9 protein-coding genes, 1 pseudogene and 1 CRISPR repeat array (1 of these 11 cut by a window edge) are annotated in these 13,294 nt (G+C 70.6%); of the genes and pseudogenes, 1 reads left to right on the top strand and 9 read right to left on the bottom strand.

Going from position 1 to position 13,294, the window contains the following annotated elements:
• Positions 1-4,705: direct repeats of the CRISPR family, unit length 24 nt; unit sequence GTGCTCCCCGCCGACGCGGGGGTG; it reaches 1,356 nt to the left of the window's first position.
• 30 nt (positions 4,706-4,735) lie between these two features.
• From EES41_RS40155 to EES41_RS40130, 6 genes are all read right to left on the bottom strand, one after another.
• Positions 4,736-5,545, bottom strand: a complete 810-nt coding sequence (locus EES41_RS40155) for a DciA family protein (protein WP_123083585.1) — start codon at positions 5,543-5,545, stop codon at positions 4,736-4,738.
• The gene (locus EES41_RS40150; RefSeq protein ID WP_123083484.1) at positions 5,542-7,545 is read right to left on the bottom strand and encodes a hypothetical protein; all 2,004 of its coding nucleotides are present in this window, start codon (positions 7,543-7,545) and stop codon (positions 5,542-5,544) included. The genes EES41_RS40155 and EES41_RS40150 overlap by 4 nt, the downstream gene beginning before the upstream one ends.
• Before the next feature lie 857 nt (positions 7,546-8,402).
• Positions 8,403-8,606: a helix-turn-helix transcriptional regulator gene (locus EES41_RS40145; RefSeq protein WP_254211952.1), complete on the bottom strand. Its 204-nt coding sequence runs from the start codon at positions 8,604-8,606 to the stop codon at positions 8,403-8,405.
• Positions 8,607-9,095: 489 nt separating this feature from the next.
• Positions 9,096-9,566 carry a deaminase gene (locus tag EES41_RS40140; RefSeq protein WP_123083482.1) on the bottom strand — a complete coding sequence of 157 codons (471 nt, stop codon included), beginning with the start codon at positions 9,564-9,566 and terminating at the stop codon, positions 9,096-9,098.
• Positions 9,566-10,246, bottom strand: a complete 681-nt coding sequence (locus EES41_RS40135; RefSeq protein WP_123083481.1) for a dihydrofolate reductase family protein — start codon at positions 10,244-10,246, stop codon at positions 9,566-9,568. The genes EES41_RS40140 and EES41_RS40135 overlap by 1 nt, the downstream gene beginning before the upstream one ends.
• A 1-nt stretch (position 10,247) precedes the next feature.
• Positions 10,248-11,282 carry a DNA-binding protein gene (locus EES41_RS40130; RefSeq protein WP_254211979.1) on the bottom strand — a complete coding sequence of 345 codons (1,035 nt, stop codon included), beginning with the start codon at positions 11,280-11,282 and terminating at the stop codon, positions 10,248-10,250.
• A 129-nt stretch (positions 11,283-11,411) separates the two neighbouring features.
• Between EES41_RS40130 and EES41_RS43645 the strand changes: the two genes are divergently transcribed.
• Positions 11,412-11,579, top strand: coding sequence for a hypothetical protein (locus EES41_RS43645; protein ID WP_254211982.1), 168 nt, complete (start codon positions 11,412-11,414; stop codon positions 11,577-11,579).
• Here EES41_RS43645 and EES41_RS43640 read toward each other — a convergent pair.
• The 3 genes and pseudogenes from EES41_RS43640 to EES41_RS40120 all read right to left on the bottom strand — a co-directional run.
• A pseudogene (locus EES41_RS43640) lies at positions 11,505-11,675 on the bottom strand (helix-turn-helix domain-containing protein); the annotation flags it as partial. The gene EES41_RS43645 and the pseudogene EES41_RS43640 overlap by 75 nt on opposite strands.
• A gap of 132 nt (positions 11,676-11,807) precedes the next feature.
• Entirely contained in the window at positions 11,808-12,494 is a 687-nt protein-coding gene (locus EES41_RS40125) for an AAA family ATPase (RefSeq protein ID WP_123083479.1), read from the bottom strand.
• On the bottom strand, positions 12,491-13,249 hold the full coding sequence (locus EES41_RS40120) for a GntR family transcriptional regulator (protein ID WP_123083478.1): 759 nt from the start codon (positions 13,247-13,249) through the stop codon (positions 12,491-12,493). Before EES41_RS40120 ends, EES41_RS40125 begins: the two co-directional genes overlap by 4 nt.
• Between the last annotated feature and the right edge of the window lie 45 nt (positions 13,250-13,294).

The following is a 13,294-nucleotide window of genomic DNA, read 5'->3' as shown; positions in this document are numbered from 1 at the left end:
CGCGGGGGTGGACCGACCGCCGACGAGTCGGTAACCAGCAGCACGACGTGCTCCCCGCCGACGCGGGGGTGGACCGTCGGCGTGCATGTGCCGAGCCAGGGACCGCAGGTGCTCCCCGCCGACGCGGGGGTGGACCGACCGGGTTCGTCCCGCCGAGCGTCCAGGTGACGTGCTCCCCGCCGACGCGGGGGTGGACCGATGGAGGCCGATATCATTGAGTCGCAGCAGGAGTGCTCCCCGCCGACGCGGGGGTGGACCATCAGCAATGATCCGAATGTCCCCAAGGATGCCGTGCTCCCCGCCGACGCGGGGGTGGACCGAGCTGGATCTGCCAGACCACGCGGTGCGACTCGTGCTCCCCGCCGACGCGGGGGTGGACCGACCTCGTGGTCGGTGATCTTGTGGAGGTCTATGTGCTCCCTGCCGACGCGGGGGTGAACCGTTGGCGACGACGGACGTGTGGCCTTGGCGGGTGTGTTCCCCGCCGACGCGGGGGTGAACCAGACCACCCCGCCGGACCGAGCCTCGACGATGTGTGCTCCCCGCCGACGCGGGGGTGGACCGATGACCGCGACCGTGGCCACTCCGGAACTCGCAGTGCTCCCTGCCGACGCGGGGGTGGACCGTGCACCGCCTCCAGCGTGGTCCGCTCCGGTGGGTGCTCCCCGCCGACGCGGGGGTGAACCGGCCATCTGCGGCGGCTGCCCAGACCGGCGGAAGTGCTCCCCGCCGACGCGGGGGTGAACCGAAGCGGCGCCGGACGCCGTCGCTGATGAAGATGTGCTCCCCGCCGACGCGGGGGTGAACCTGCCTGAGGTGTGACCGCTCAGGTCATCGCGAAGTGCTCCCCGCCGACGCGGGGGTGAACCGCCCACGCGCCCGTGTAGTACGAGTACCCGTTCGTGCTCCCCGCCGACGCGGGGGTGAACCGTCGACTGGCTGCTCGGGGTGCTGCGTCAGCCGGTGCTCCCCGCCGACGCGGGGGTGGACCGTCGCGGTAGTACAGATAGCTCGCCACTCCGGTGTGCTCCCCGCCGACGCGGGGGTGGACCGGTGGCCGTGATCATCGCGGCTACGGGGCTGGTGTGCTCCCCGCCGACGCGGGGGTGGACCGACGCACATCGCCTACGAGCTCCTCGACGTCACGTGCTCCCCGCCGACGCGGGGGTGGACCGGCCGAGGTGATGGTGACGATCCCGGCAATGATGTGCTCCCCGCCGACGCGGGGGTGGACCGTACTGGGCGTTCATGGTCGACGACGTCGACAAGTGCTCCCCGCCGACGCGGGGGTGGACCGGCGATCCCCATCGGCGTACGGTCGTTCGCCTGGTGCTCCCCGCCGACGCGGGGGTGAACCGACCGTCGAGGTCGACGAGAACAACCAGCCGATGTGCTCCCCGCCGACGCGGGGGTGAACCGATCTACGACGCCACCGCGCAGACCCAGGCCAAGTGCTCCCCGCCGACGCGGGGGTGGACCGTAGTTGATCACGCCGCCGGCGACGGGTGATGCGTGCTCCCCGCCGACGCGGGGGTGGACCGCTCGACCCCGGCGAGTTCGACCGCGCGTACCTGTGCTCCCCGCCGACGCGGGGGTGCACCGTCGAGGACCAGGCACCGGTAGGGGTGGTCCGGGTGCTCCCCGCCGACGCGGGGGTGAACCGCCGAAGGACAACGTCAACGCGGTGGCCATCCTGTGCTCCCCGCCGACGCGGGGGTGGACCGACGTTTTGCTCTGACGCCTGCCGAAAGCGGGCGTGCTCCCCGCCGACGCGGGGGTGGACCGAGCTGGATCTGCCAGACCACGCGGTGCGACTCGTGCTCCCCGCCGACGCGGGGGTGGACCGCAGGCCCAGGAGCAGCTCGCGCAGGCCCAGCAGTGCTCCCCGCCGACGCGGGGGTGGACCGTACCACGGCGGGCCTTTTGACGTTCTGGTCTGGTGCTCCCCGCCGACGCGGGGGTGGACCGATGAGGTACCTATGATGGGTCAACGACAGGACGTGCTCCCCGCCGACGCGGGGGTGGACCGTTTGGGGGTCCGCGTAGGAAGGGGAGCTGTGAGTGCTCCCCGCCGACGCGGGGGTGGCCCGGTAGCGGGGGTTCTCGTGCCGGGTGTTGATCGGTGCTCCCCGCCGACGCGGGGGTGAACCGTCCCCTGACCTGGTGGAGACGATCGAGACCGGGTGCTCCCTGCCGACGCGGGGGTGAACCGTTGGCGACGACGGACGTGTGGCTTTGGCGGGTGTGTTCCCCGCCGACGCGGGGGTGAACCAGACCACCCCGCCGGACCGAGCCTCGACGATGTGTGCTCCCCGCCGACGCGGGGGTGGACCGTGCACCGCCTCCAGCGTGGTCCGCTCCGGTGGGTGCTCCCCGCCGACGCGGGGGTGAACCGGCCATCTGCGGCGGCTGCCCAGACCGGCGGAAGTGCTCCCCGCCGACGCGGGGGTGAACCGGCCATCTGCGGCGGCTGCCCAGACCGGCGGAAGTGCTCCCCGCCGACGCGGGGGTGAACCGCGCCAGAACGAGGCGAAGGCGCACGGCGCACGGTGCTCCCCGCCGACGCGGGGGTGAACCGAACCGGAACGACGGGCTGCCCGGGCTTCCCGAGTGCTCCCCGCCGACGCGGGGGTGAACCGCGCGGTGTCCAGTTCGGTACGGAGTCGCAGGAGTGCTCCCCGCCGACGCGGGGGTGGACCGGACGTGGCCGGCCGGGCGGGGGTGTCCACGCATTGCTCCCCGCCGACGCGGGGGTGAACCGTAGACCTGCATGGGATCCGGCCAGTCGGAGTCGTGCTCCCCGCCGACGCGGGGGTGAACCGCCCGCGCCGAGGACCGAGGCCGTCTGGCGGCCGTGCTCCCCGCCGACGCGGGGGTGAACCGCCTCGTCGCATTCGTCCGTCAGCCCGCGCCGGGTGCTCCCCGCCGACGCGGGGGTGAACCGCCTCGTCGCATTCGTCCGTCAGCCCGCGCCGGGTGCTCCCCGCCGACGCGGGGGTGAACCGGGAGGCATCACCACCGCCTGCCTCGGCACCCTGTGCTCCCCGCCGACGCGGGGGTGAACCGCGGGCCAGCACGTAGTACGAGCGCGCCGAGCAGTGCTCCCCGCCGACGCGGGGGTGAACCGACCCGCTACATCAAGCCTACGAACTACGGCGAGTGCTCCCCGCCGACGCGGGGGTGAACCGCCCTCCACCCCTTCCTTGGGCTCAGGTCCCACGTGCTCCCCGCCGACGCGGGGGTGGACCGACCATGAAGCGGCCGCCGTTGGGGACGGTGGCGTGCTCCCCGCCGACGCGGGGGTGGACCGTCGTGCAACGCCATCTGGCCCACCTTGTGGCAGTGCTCCCCGCCGACGCGGGGGTGAACCGCCTCCGCCAGGGCCTTCGTGACCCTTGCGGACGTGCTCCCTGCCGACGCGGGGGTGGACCGCGGCACGCCCGAACGAACTGAGGACGGGATGGGTGCTCCCCGCCGACGCGGGGGTGGACCGCACCTGACCGCGATGCGGAACCTGATGATCGCGTGCTCCCCGCCGACGCGGGGTGGACCGGCGACATGCTCTGCGTGCAGGAGGTAGACCGCGTGCTCCCCGCCGACGCGGGGGTGAACCTCTGCCAGGGGGCGCCTGACCTGGCCGAGGCCCGTGCTCCCCGCCGACGCGGGGTGGACCGCCGCCGGCGTGAACATCCCGAGGACGTCGCAGGTGCTCTCCGCCGACGCGGGGGTGGACCGATCCGGGCGCAGCGGGTCAAGGCCGCCGAGCGGTGCTCCCCGCCGACATGGGGGTGGACCGTTCTTCGCGATCGGCGTGGACGTCGCGATCGTGTGCTCCCCGCCGACGCGGGGGTGGACCGGCCAACGATCACAGCCCCGGCCGCGATGAGAGGTGCTCCCCGCCGACGCGGGGGTGGACCGTACCGACCGGTGGTCATCCGAGACACGATCCTGTGCTCCCCGCCGACGCGGGGGTGAACCGCTGGGCTGCAGTCCGGCCCAGCCGGGCCAGCGGTGCTCCCCGCCGACGCGGGGGTGAACCGACCGCGGCGGCTTGGTGGCGATCCTGCACGACGTTCTCCCCGCCGACGCGGGGGTGAACCGTTCCGTACGACCAAGTAACGCAAGGCACTCACGTGCTCCCCGCCGACGCGGGGGTGAACCGCTAGGCGACGCCCGGTCGCGGGCGTGGTGGCGGTGCTCCCCCGCCGACGCGGGGGTGGACCGACCTCGGCGACGCGGTCAGGCTCACCGCGCGGGTGCTCCCCGCCGACGCGGGGGTGGACCGCGAACAGGGCGGCGGTATCGGTCATGATGGTGGTGCTCCCCGCCGACGCGGGGGTGGATCGCGCAGCACCCGGCGCCGCTTCCAGCTCGCCGAGTGCTCCCCGCCGATGCGGGGGTGGACCGCACCAGGAACGCGGCGGATTCGACCGGCAGCTGTGCTCCCCGCCGACGCGGGGGTGAACCGGACACCGTCACCGCTGCGCTCACCGAGCTGCAGTGCTCCCCGCCGACGCGGGGGTGAACCGGTCGGCCGGCGGGGCCGGTGGCTCTGATGGCAGTGCTCCCCGCCGACGCGGGTGAACCGTGGCCGCCGGGTGTCGCCTCGACGGTGATCAGGTGCTCCCCGCCGACGCGGGGGTGAACCGCGCTGCGCCCCGGTGAGTGCGGAGCAGGCTCGGTGCTCCCCGCCGACGCGAGGATGGGCCCGTTTGTGCCACGGGTCATCGCATGATCAAGCCGTCGTCCGGAGCGGCGCAGTCTGAGGCAGCAGAACTGCCGCTCCGGAGCGCTGGGCACGCTCGGCGCGGGCCCGGCGGAGGGCGGCGTCCTCGATGGCCTCGGCTTGGAGGTACCGCTGCACGCGGGCGTCCTCGATCGGCGACGGTGGGACCTGCGGGATGACGTCCAGGTCGGGGAACGCGCGCCGACTGAGCTCCCGCAACTCCCGGGTCTGTCGTTCCACCGCGTCCGCGATGGCCGTGTCCTCCCGCCTGGCTGGTACTGCCTCATGGTGCTCGGCGATCGCGCGGCGGTAGCCGTCCGGTGTCGGCCTCCGTATCGGCTTGGCGGGCTCGGACGGGACTGCCGAGGCGGTGCCATCGGCCGCTGTGGGCACGGCGCCAGGGGGCAGAATCCGCAGGGCGCGCACGATGGTACGGCCGGCCGCGGCGTTGGCGGCCGCCACGACGCGGGCCTGCTCCAGGCGTGCTTTCGTTGCCCAGGCCGATGAGTCGGGGCACACGGTGAGTCGGCCGGAGTCCGGGTCGAAGCTGACGGCGGCAACGTGCCCGGCGAGGTCGGGGGCGATGGCCGCCCATCGCTCGCACAGGGAAGCACCGGCGGCTGGAAGCATCCAGGCCCTCTCGGTGACCAGCGCGCCCAGCGCGGCACCGAGGCCCATTGGCTCGCGCCCGTCCCGCCGCACTGTACGGACCGGCCGAGGCTTCGTCTTCTGGCCGCTGCCGGTCTTTCGCGCCGCCTCCATCGCGGCCCGCAGCGCGACCCTCGCCAGGTCGACGCCAGACACCTCGCCGCCGCTCATGCCTGCCCCCACGGCGTGTAGCCGAGGTCCAGGTGCCCGAGGTCGGATAGGCGTTGCACGGTCGCGACGAACCTCCGGGTGAACAGGCGCTGTGCCGAGTGCTCGCCGTACCGGGCGATGTGGTCGAGGACGATCTGATGGTCAGCAGCCGCGCGGTCGCGCCAGCCCAGGACCTGCTCCCGGGTGAGGTCCTCGAGGATCAGCTCCTGGTCGACGTCGGCACGTCCCGGGGCCGGGGCAGCGGTATCAGCGGCCAGACGCGGCGCGGGCACCACGACCGGGGCCGCCGGCGCGGCCGGGACATCGAAGGCCGGCTGCGCGGCCGCGGCTTCGGCACGGGCTTGGGCGGCAGCCGCCTGCTGCTCCCGGACCTGCGCCCACCTGTGCTCACGAATCCACGCTTGGGCGGTCACCGCCTCGTGCAGCTGCCGGTCGGTAGCCGCACGTCGCTCCGCCTCCGAAGCTCCGGGCATCGAGGCGTCGACGGCGGCCGCGACCGTGTGGCGGGTGGCTCGGCGCTCGGCCTGCCGGTCCTCGCACCACGGGCAGTCCTGGCCGGAGTCCAGCAGCACCCGGTCGTCACACCTGGCGTCGCCGCACTGCTGACGCTGGGGCAGGGCCCACCCGATCAGCCAGCCCACCGGGTTCGCGATCGGGCCGCCCAACCGCATCTGGTCCTCCAGGCGACGGGCAATCCGATCGGCAAGGACCTTGGGCGCATCGGCGCGACCAGTGAACCCGGCCAGCCGGGCGAGCTCGCTGCGGGCAGCAGCCTCCACCAGGCGTCGGGCGGCCGGACGCTCCAGGCGCGCCCAGACCAGGTCGACCGGAGCCAGTACGACCCGCAGCTCCTCCGACGGCAGAGGCACCCGCCCCTGCGGCTGCCTTTCATGACCCGCAGCATCCACGCCCCGCACCGGAGCGCCAGCCAGCGGCTTCCAGCTCGGCTGCTTGCTGCTGATCGACGGGGACTTCTGCTGCTGGTCCCCGCGCAGCGGGCCGCCGTCCTCGCGCAGGCACGCGCGGTCCGGCAAATAACCGGACCCACCACGGCCTTCGCCGGAAAAGCCACTAGAGAGCGAGAGAGACGAGACGGGAGTAGCCACAGGAGAGTGGTCAGTGTGAAGGGTTGCCGCAACATCGGGCACTGCAACTTCAACCTCAGCCGACTCTAGCGATGGGCTGACCTGCTGTTCCTCCTTCGCCTCCGACGTCTCACCAAGCCCTGCCGCAACATCGGGTTCTGGAAACACGGGCTTGGGGGCCACCGCACGGTCCTCTCGGACGTCAACGGCACCCGTGCGGCCGTGCGCGGCGGCGACTGCTGGCACCATCAGCCGCGAACGCTGCGCCAGCCCGGACGCCGTCCGCAGACGCACCCGGCGCACTAGGTCTCGGTTTTCCAGGCGCTCCAGCACCCGCTCCCCCGCCGACGCCGTGCAGCCCAGCAGCCGGGCCAGCGTCGCCGCCGCACGGCCGCGCTTGGTGTCCACGGTGCCGCCGCACTGCCGCACCCGACCCGTCTCGCGCGCCTCCAGCACCAGCAGCAGGAGCGCCAGACGGTCTGTCGGAGCGCCGCGGCCCGTACGCGAGCCGAGCAGCCCGGCCGGAATAACGCGCCCGTCCTTCAGTGTCCAGCCCGGGGCCATCACGGCCTCCAGGAGGCGCAGCAGCGTCGCCAACTCTTTCTTTTGCAGGGCCAGTGGGTGCCCGACTACGTCCTGCGCGGCCCACAGAGGCAGCACCAGGCATTCCAGCCCGACGTCCTGGCCGTACTCGCCCTGCGCTGTGTCGACGGAGACCACGCCGGAGCGACGCAGTACTGGCAGTACTTGGGAGGCGACGTAGGACGCCGACAGCCCGAGCCACCGGCCCAGCTCACCGGTACGGATCTCCACCACACCCGACTCCGACGGAGTACGCGACGCCAACACCACCACGGCCAGACGCACCGCGTCTGACGCGTCGACCAGGCTGGCCAGGTTCAGCAGCGCGCGCACCGCGCCACTCAGCCGGGCACGCGCATCCTGGCCCAGTGCCAGCGGGTGGCCCGGCGCGCGGGTCGGCGACGGACCAGCCTGCGCTGGAACTGATCGCAGCCGACGCACGGGCATAGCCTCGGCGGCGGCAGATGAGATGGATGAGCGCGGAGCGGGGATCACCACAGCGGCTGATGCCGCCACGGGGCTCAACGCCCCGCCCTAACTACACGACGGGTAAGGGGTTGTCCAGGAAGAGCCTCTTCCAGTCGGCGGACCTTATAGGAGCGCAAAACCGAACAAAATGGGCAGCCCGCTGTTCGCTTCTCGGCGAAACGGGCTGAGGTCAGCTTTTCAGGGGACACCAGATCGGGCACTATGAGCTCGTCCACCTATCCATGCAGAAACTGAGACCGGCTCCCTTGCGGGAACGCGATCGCTTCTATGTGGGGATGTGGGCCCGTCTGCCCCTGAGGAGCAGACGGGCCGAACGAAGACCAGCGGCGACCTCCAGTTCTTCTCTTGGATCTCGACGGTGCGAATCGGACGGTGACGCTGCGGAGCCCCTGTGGTGGGGGTCCCCGCGGTGCGGACCTGGTTAGGGCCCTGTTTTGTGGCCTTGGTTAGGGGCCGGCCCCGCCTGGAAGCGGGGTGTTTTGCAGTGACTGAATGGCTCGATGAGCCGAGCTCAGATCCGGGTGGTACCGGGGACTGAGCGGCCGACTTGGGTGGTAACCCCAGGTGGCAGACGGGCCGCATGAGCGCCAGCAGCGGGTGGTTAGTCCACTGCAAGGCGCGCGGTCGATGGCCTTCTAGGTCATCCCAACCCCCTGAATCGGAGGCTGGCGTCAGCATGTCCGAGTGAGGCGGCGGAGAGTTCAGGGTTCATCCATTACCTCCTCCTCCGCCGCCGGGTACTTTTCTGCGAGGCGCCGGAGAAGGTGGGCGTAGATCTCGCGATATGGCTTTCGGGGATGAGCCTGACCCAGCTCCCAGCGTGCAACCGCCAGTCGCTTGACGCCGACAGCATCGGCGACCTCGGTCTGTGAGAGACCAGCGGCGAGCCGGAGTTGCTGGCGCACCCGCGGACTCGGCAGGGTGTCACGCTCTACCAGGGCGTCAACTCGCCGTAGCGGATCCGACATGAGGCCTCCCACCGTCGCTAGCAATGCACTGAAAGATACAACAGTGGAGCGATCGTCGGTGCCGGAAGCGAGGCGTTCCGACTTGAAAATGCTGACTGACCGCATCTGAGGCCCCCACCCTCCGCTGACGGTCGCTCTGTCCTGGCGCGAAAAGGGCCAGTTCACGACCCAAAGCGCTGCCCGATCCGAACAGATTTACGATGGCTGCACCTGGCCTCTCCACGAGGACCTGAGCCCCAAACCGTGTGGCGGAAACCAGACGGGAAACGGTCCCGCCGCACGGGGAGCCTGGACCGAACGCAAGTCCCGGAGCGTCCCGAATCCCGGCTTCCACGCCCGCTACCGGTGATGGCAAGCGCATCGTTTAGGTCCGCGAGGGCAACTGTCGCAGCACGGCGTGGTTGCAGACGGCCCGGATCGGATAGGTCACCCCAGCTCGGCGCTTCCGAGGTGCGAGTTGACGGCCTTGGCTTCCGGGGCCAACTCAGGCAACTCGACAATGGTGATCCCGGCTTCCGCCAGCTGCTCGACGCCGACGCAGTCAGCGACGAACAACGCCGGCTCGCGCCACGCAATTACGACACGCGTGACAGCAGCTGCGACGATCAGTTGCGCGCACGGCAACGGCCGCGACCGGCGCTGGGAACAGGGCTCCAGCGTGCTGTAAATCGTGGCCCCAGCAAGTTGAGGGTCCTCCCGCCCCAGCTTCGCCAGCGCTGACTCCTCCGCATGCACGTGCTCGTCGGTCTCCCGGCTGTACCCGAACGACAGCTCGGTCCCGTCGGCGCCGACGATAACCGCGCCCACCGAGTACGCGCCCTCGGAGACCGGACACAGCTTCGAGAGATCGATTGCCCGGCGCATCCAGTACAGGTCACGCTCATGTGCGGCGTTCATCAGGAGCGCTCCTTCGGCGCGTAGCGGAGCAGCACCACGTCGCCGATCGTCTGGGCTTCGAGGAGACGCATTCGGGCAGCGGATCCGCCGGGATACTCAGCGGTGCCGAGGAATCGCGGGGCGTCGGCTTGACCCACGAGGAGAGGAGCGATGGCGAGGTGGACCTCGTCGGCGAGGTTCTGGGACATGAGCTGGGTGTGGATGGTGCCGCCGCCTTCCACCATCAGCCGGCGAATGCCCCGGCGGCCGAGCTCGTCGAGGACCTGGCCCCAGTCGAGCTCCGGACCCGTGCTGACCACATCGGCAAGCCCGCCCAGCGTGGCGCGCACCTTCGCCACCGCGCTGTCCACGGTGAAGACCAACTTCTCGCCCCCGAAGTGCCAAAACTTCAGGTCCGCGTCCAAGTTCCCGGTCGCGGTCACACTTACCTTCAACGGGTACTCCGGCTTGCCGTCCGCGATCCGCTTGGCGCGGCGCTCGGCGCTGTTGACCAGCAGCCTCGGGTTGTCGCGGCGCATCGTGGTCGCGCCGATCAGGATCGCGTCACAGGAGGCGCGGACTTCGTCGACCCGGTCGAAGTCATCACTGTTGGAGAGCAGCAGCCGGCTATCGCTGGTGTCGTCCAGGCATCCGTCGACGGAGGTCGCGGCCGACAGGAGGACATACGGGCGGGCGGTCATTTCAGACATCCATTTCTGATTCGTGGTGAATGGTTCCGTCGAAGGCGCCGCGGAACTCGGCGACCGCGGGCAGGCGCTGCCAGGGCTTCAGTGCCCGGTCCAGCCGGATGAGCTCGTTCGTGATTCGACCGGAGCCGGTGTCCTCGGCGACCATCAGGGCGTGCATCCCGATCGAGGCGGCCTGCTCCGGCACCCGGGCACCCGCCAGGGCCACCGCCTGCCGAGCCAAATAGACACCCCGGTCACGGTGGTACCCATCCGGCAGTAGTCGGATAGCCCCGGCGAACGCGTCCGCAGCCTGGTCGTGCCGGCCCAAGACCGACAAGCCCTGCGCGCGGTGGACCTCTACATACGACGCATTCAGCCACACACCCCACGGCGACGGGTCGGCGGCCACACCATCGAGCACGTTCCGTACCTGGTCGATGGCACGCTCGCTCTCGGTGTGCTCCCCACGCAGCGCATGCCCGTACGCCTCATATGTACGAGCCACCGCAGCCAGGCGACTGCGCGGCCGCGCCATCCGTTGCGCCGCCTCGGCCAAGTCCACGACGTCGGTGAGGTCCGCCATGTCGCCGGCCAGCTGCGCCTTGCGGGCCATCACGTAGCTGGTGAGGTCCCCGTCACCGACCGTATGCGACCACTGGAAAGCCCTATCCAGCCAGAACTGCGCCTGCTGGTTGTTCCCCAGGTCTTGGTAGAGCCAGGACAAAAACTCCCCGTACTGGGTCTGCAATTCCAACAAGTCGCGCCGGTCAGAGCCCTTCGCTTCCTGACGCAGCTCCTTGATGACGTCGACATACTCGCGAGCGGCCCGGATGGCCTGGCGGGGGCCGAGCAGGTTGTCGCTGTCGATGAGGAGCCTTCGCGCCTTGCGTAGGTGGTCGACAGGAGTCGCCCCGTACGCGGACGCGGCCCGAACTCGGCGAACCAGCCCAGGCACAGGATCCGCGGCGGCTGGCGTGCCAATGCCCAGAGCGGCCGCAGCCCCGACCCCCACCCCGCTGCGTAGCAATGTGCGCCGGTCGAGCGCCACCCAAACCACCGTCCCATCCCGTAGACGACAGGGGACAGAGATCCCCTCACCGTCAGACGCTGCCTGCTCCGGCAGGGCTAATGCCAGGGCCGCAGCCGACCTGGCCACATGGGCCACGGGATTGGCCACATGGCCACGAACACCGGTGAGGCTGTCCCAGAGGTGGACCAGAGAGCCGTTGGCATCCAGGTGCTTGTCCAGGAGGACTACTTGGTCTCGGTCTGGTGCACGCTCGCCGCGCTCCCATCGGCTCATGTGGCTGTGGTCGAGCAGCGCGACGCGAGCGAGAGCCCGTAGAGAAAGCTGACGGCCCTCGCGCTGCCTGCGTAGTTCCGCCCCCCACTCGTGGAGGGGCGATTTTTCGGGCGTCAGCTGATTCGGACGCTGTCCCATATATCCCCCCGAGTCCGTGGCTCGTGTGGCCAGCCTCCCCGGCCACATGTCGGATCTGGCACCTGCTGTTCCCCCGGGCGTAGAACCGAACTGCAACCAGCCGAGCCTAGTTGGGAGGAGCGGAACGTGCGGTCAAGGAATGACGCTGAGGGCAGCCAGCACGGCTTCCGGCTGCCCGGCGTAGACGATATGAGGCTCTTCGTCGGTGGGCGTGGCGAAGCGGCCCGCGTGGCGAAGCAGGTCTTCCTCGCTGAACTCGATGCTGTTGGCGTCGACCAGCGACTGCTGGTTGCGCTGCCGGATCCGGTCCCAGCGCACCTCGTGCGGCACTGGCAAGTAGATCAGGATGGGAGCGCCGCCGGCCTCCATCACGGTCGCTGCCCACTGGGCCCGTTCTTCGTGGGTCCAGAGGCCATGGTCGACCACGACGTCGTGCCCGGCCTGCAAGAGCTCCTGGAGCTCAAGGGCGATGTCCTCGAGTACGGGAGCCTCCCTGACCTTGAACTCCCCGCGGGGGAAATCCCTGCCGTAGTGGCCGTAGCGGCGGAACACCTCCTCGTCCGGGCAGAGACGCCGGAATCCAGCCTGTTCCAGAGCGCGGGCGAGGGTCGTTTTGCCGGATCCCTGCAGACCGGACAGGAGGATCGCGCGCGGCGCGGGGCTCGGTCGGCCGGACAGGGCTGCGGAGATACGTCGGATCTCGAACCGTCCTTTCAGAGGCAGGGTGTCAGTGCGCTGCGCGTGCAGGAGTACGTCGAGCCGGTGCTCAAGGCAGCCGACGAGGGTGTCGTCCAGGAGCCCGGCGGCGCGTGCAGTCACCGCAGGACCTTCGAGGTCGTCCTGCGCGTGCGGCCGGGGGCGCCCAGGTCCACGCCGTATTCGAGTACCTCGCCATCAGCGTCCAAGAAGCGGGCGGTGAGGACAAGAATCGCCGCAGTGGTGCCGGCCTTCAGTTCCAGGAGCTCGAGGTCGTCTGCGGTAGCGATGCGCGCCGACTCCTCGTCCACCCGCTCAGCAACCTGTCGTCCGGTTGCCCGAGCAATCAGGTCGAGCGACAACCCGCCCTTGAGTCGCGCGCTGCGCGCCAGTTCCGGGAGCAGCCGGGCGAACTCGGCATGGATCCAGGATGTTGAGTGGGAGACGATGCCGTGATCGTCCCGGTAGACACGGCTGCGACGAATCACGTCGTCACCGGGCGAAATGCCGAGGGCGTGCGCAACATCCTGGGGGGCTTCGACTATGCCGGCGGTGTGGCCGGACGACTTCTCGCCTACGCCCCAAGAGGACTGGGTCTTGCTGCTGCGGTCGTGACGCTCCGATCCGGAGGACAGCGAGATGGGGCGGGCCATCACCTCCGTGCCTACGCCCGGGATGCCCTGCACGAGCTTCTCCTCACGCAGCAGCCTCATCGCGCGGTCGGCAGTAGCAGTGCTGACGTTCCACTCGGTGGCCAGCGCCTTGATGCTGGGCAGGAGATCGCCGGGCGCAAGGTCCCCGGAACTGATCAGGTCGCGGTAGTGGCCCGCGATGCGCGCGTACGGCGGCCGATTGTCGGCTCGGGGTGGCCCGGACATGTGCCTTCGCCTCCTTCAGTTCCATCTGGTTGCCTCACTATACCG

It is taken from the genome of Streptomyces sp. ADI95-16 (assembly GCF_003721495.1).
GTDB lineage: Bacteria > Actinomycetota > Actinomycetes > Streptomycetales > Streptomycetaceae > Streptomyces > Streptomyces goshikiensis.
The sequence above is the reverse complement of the archived record's forward strand: the minus strand, read 5'-3'. Positions and strand labels throughout refer to the sequence as shown.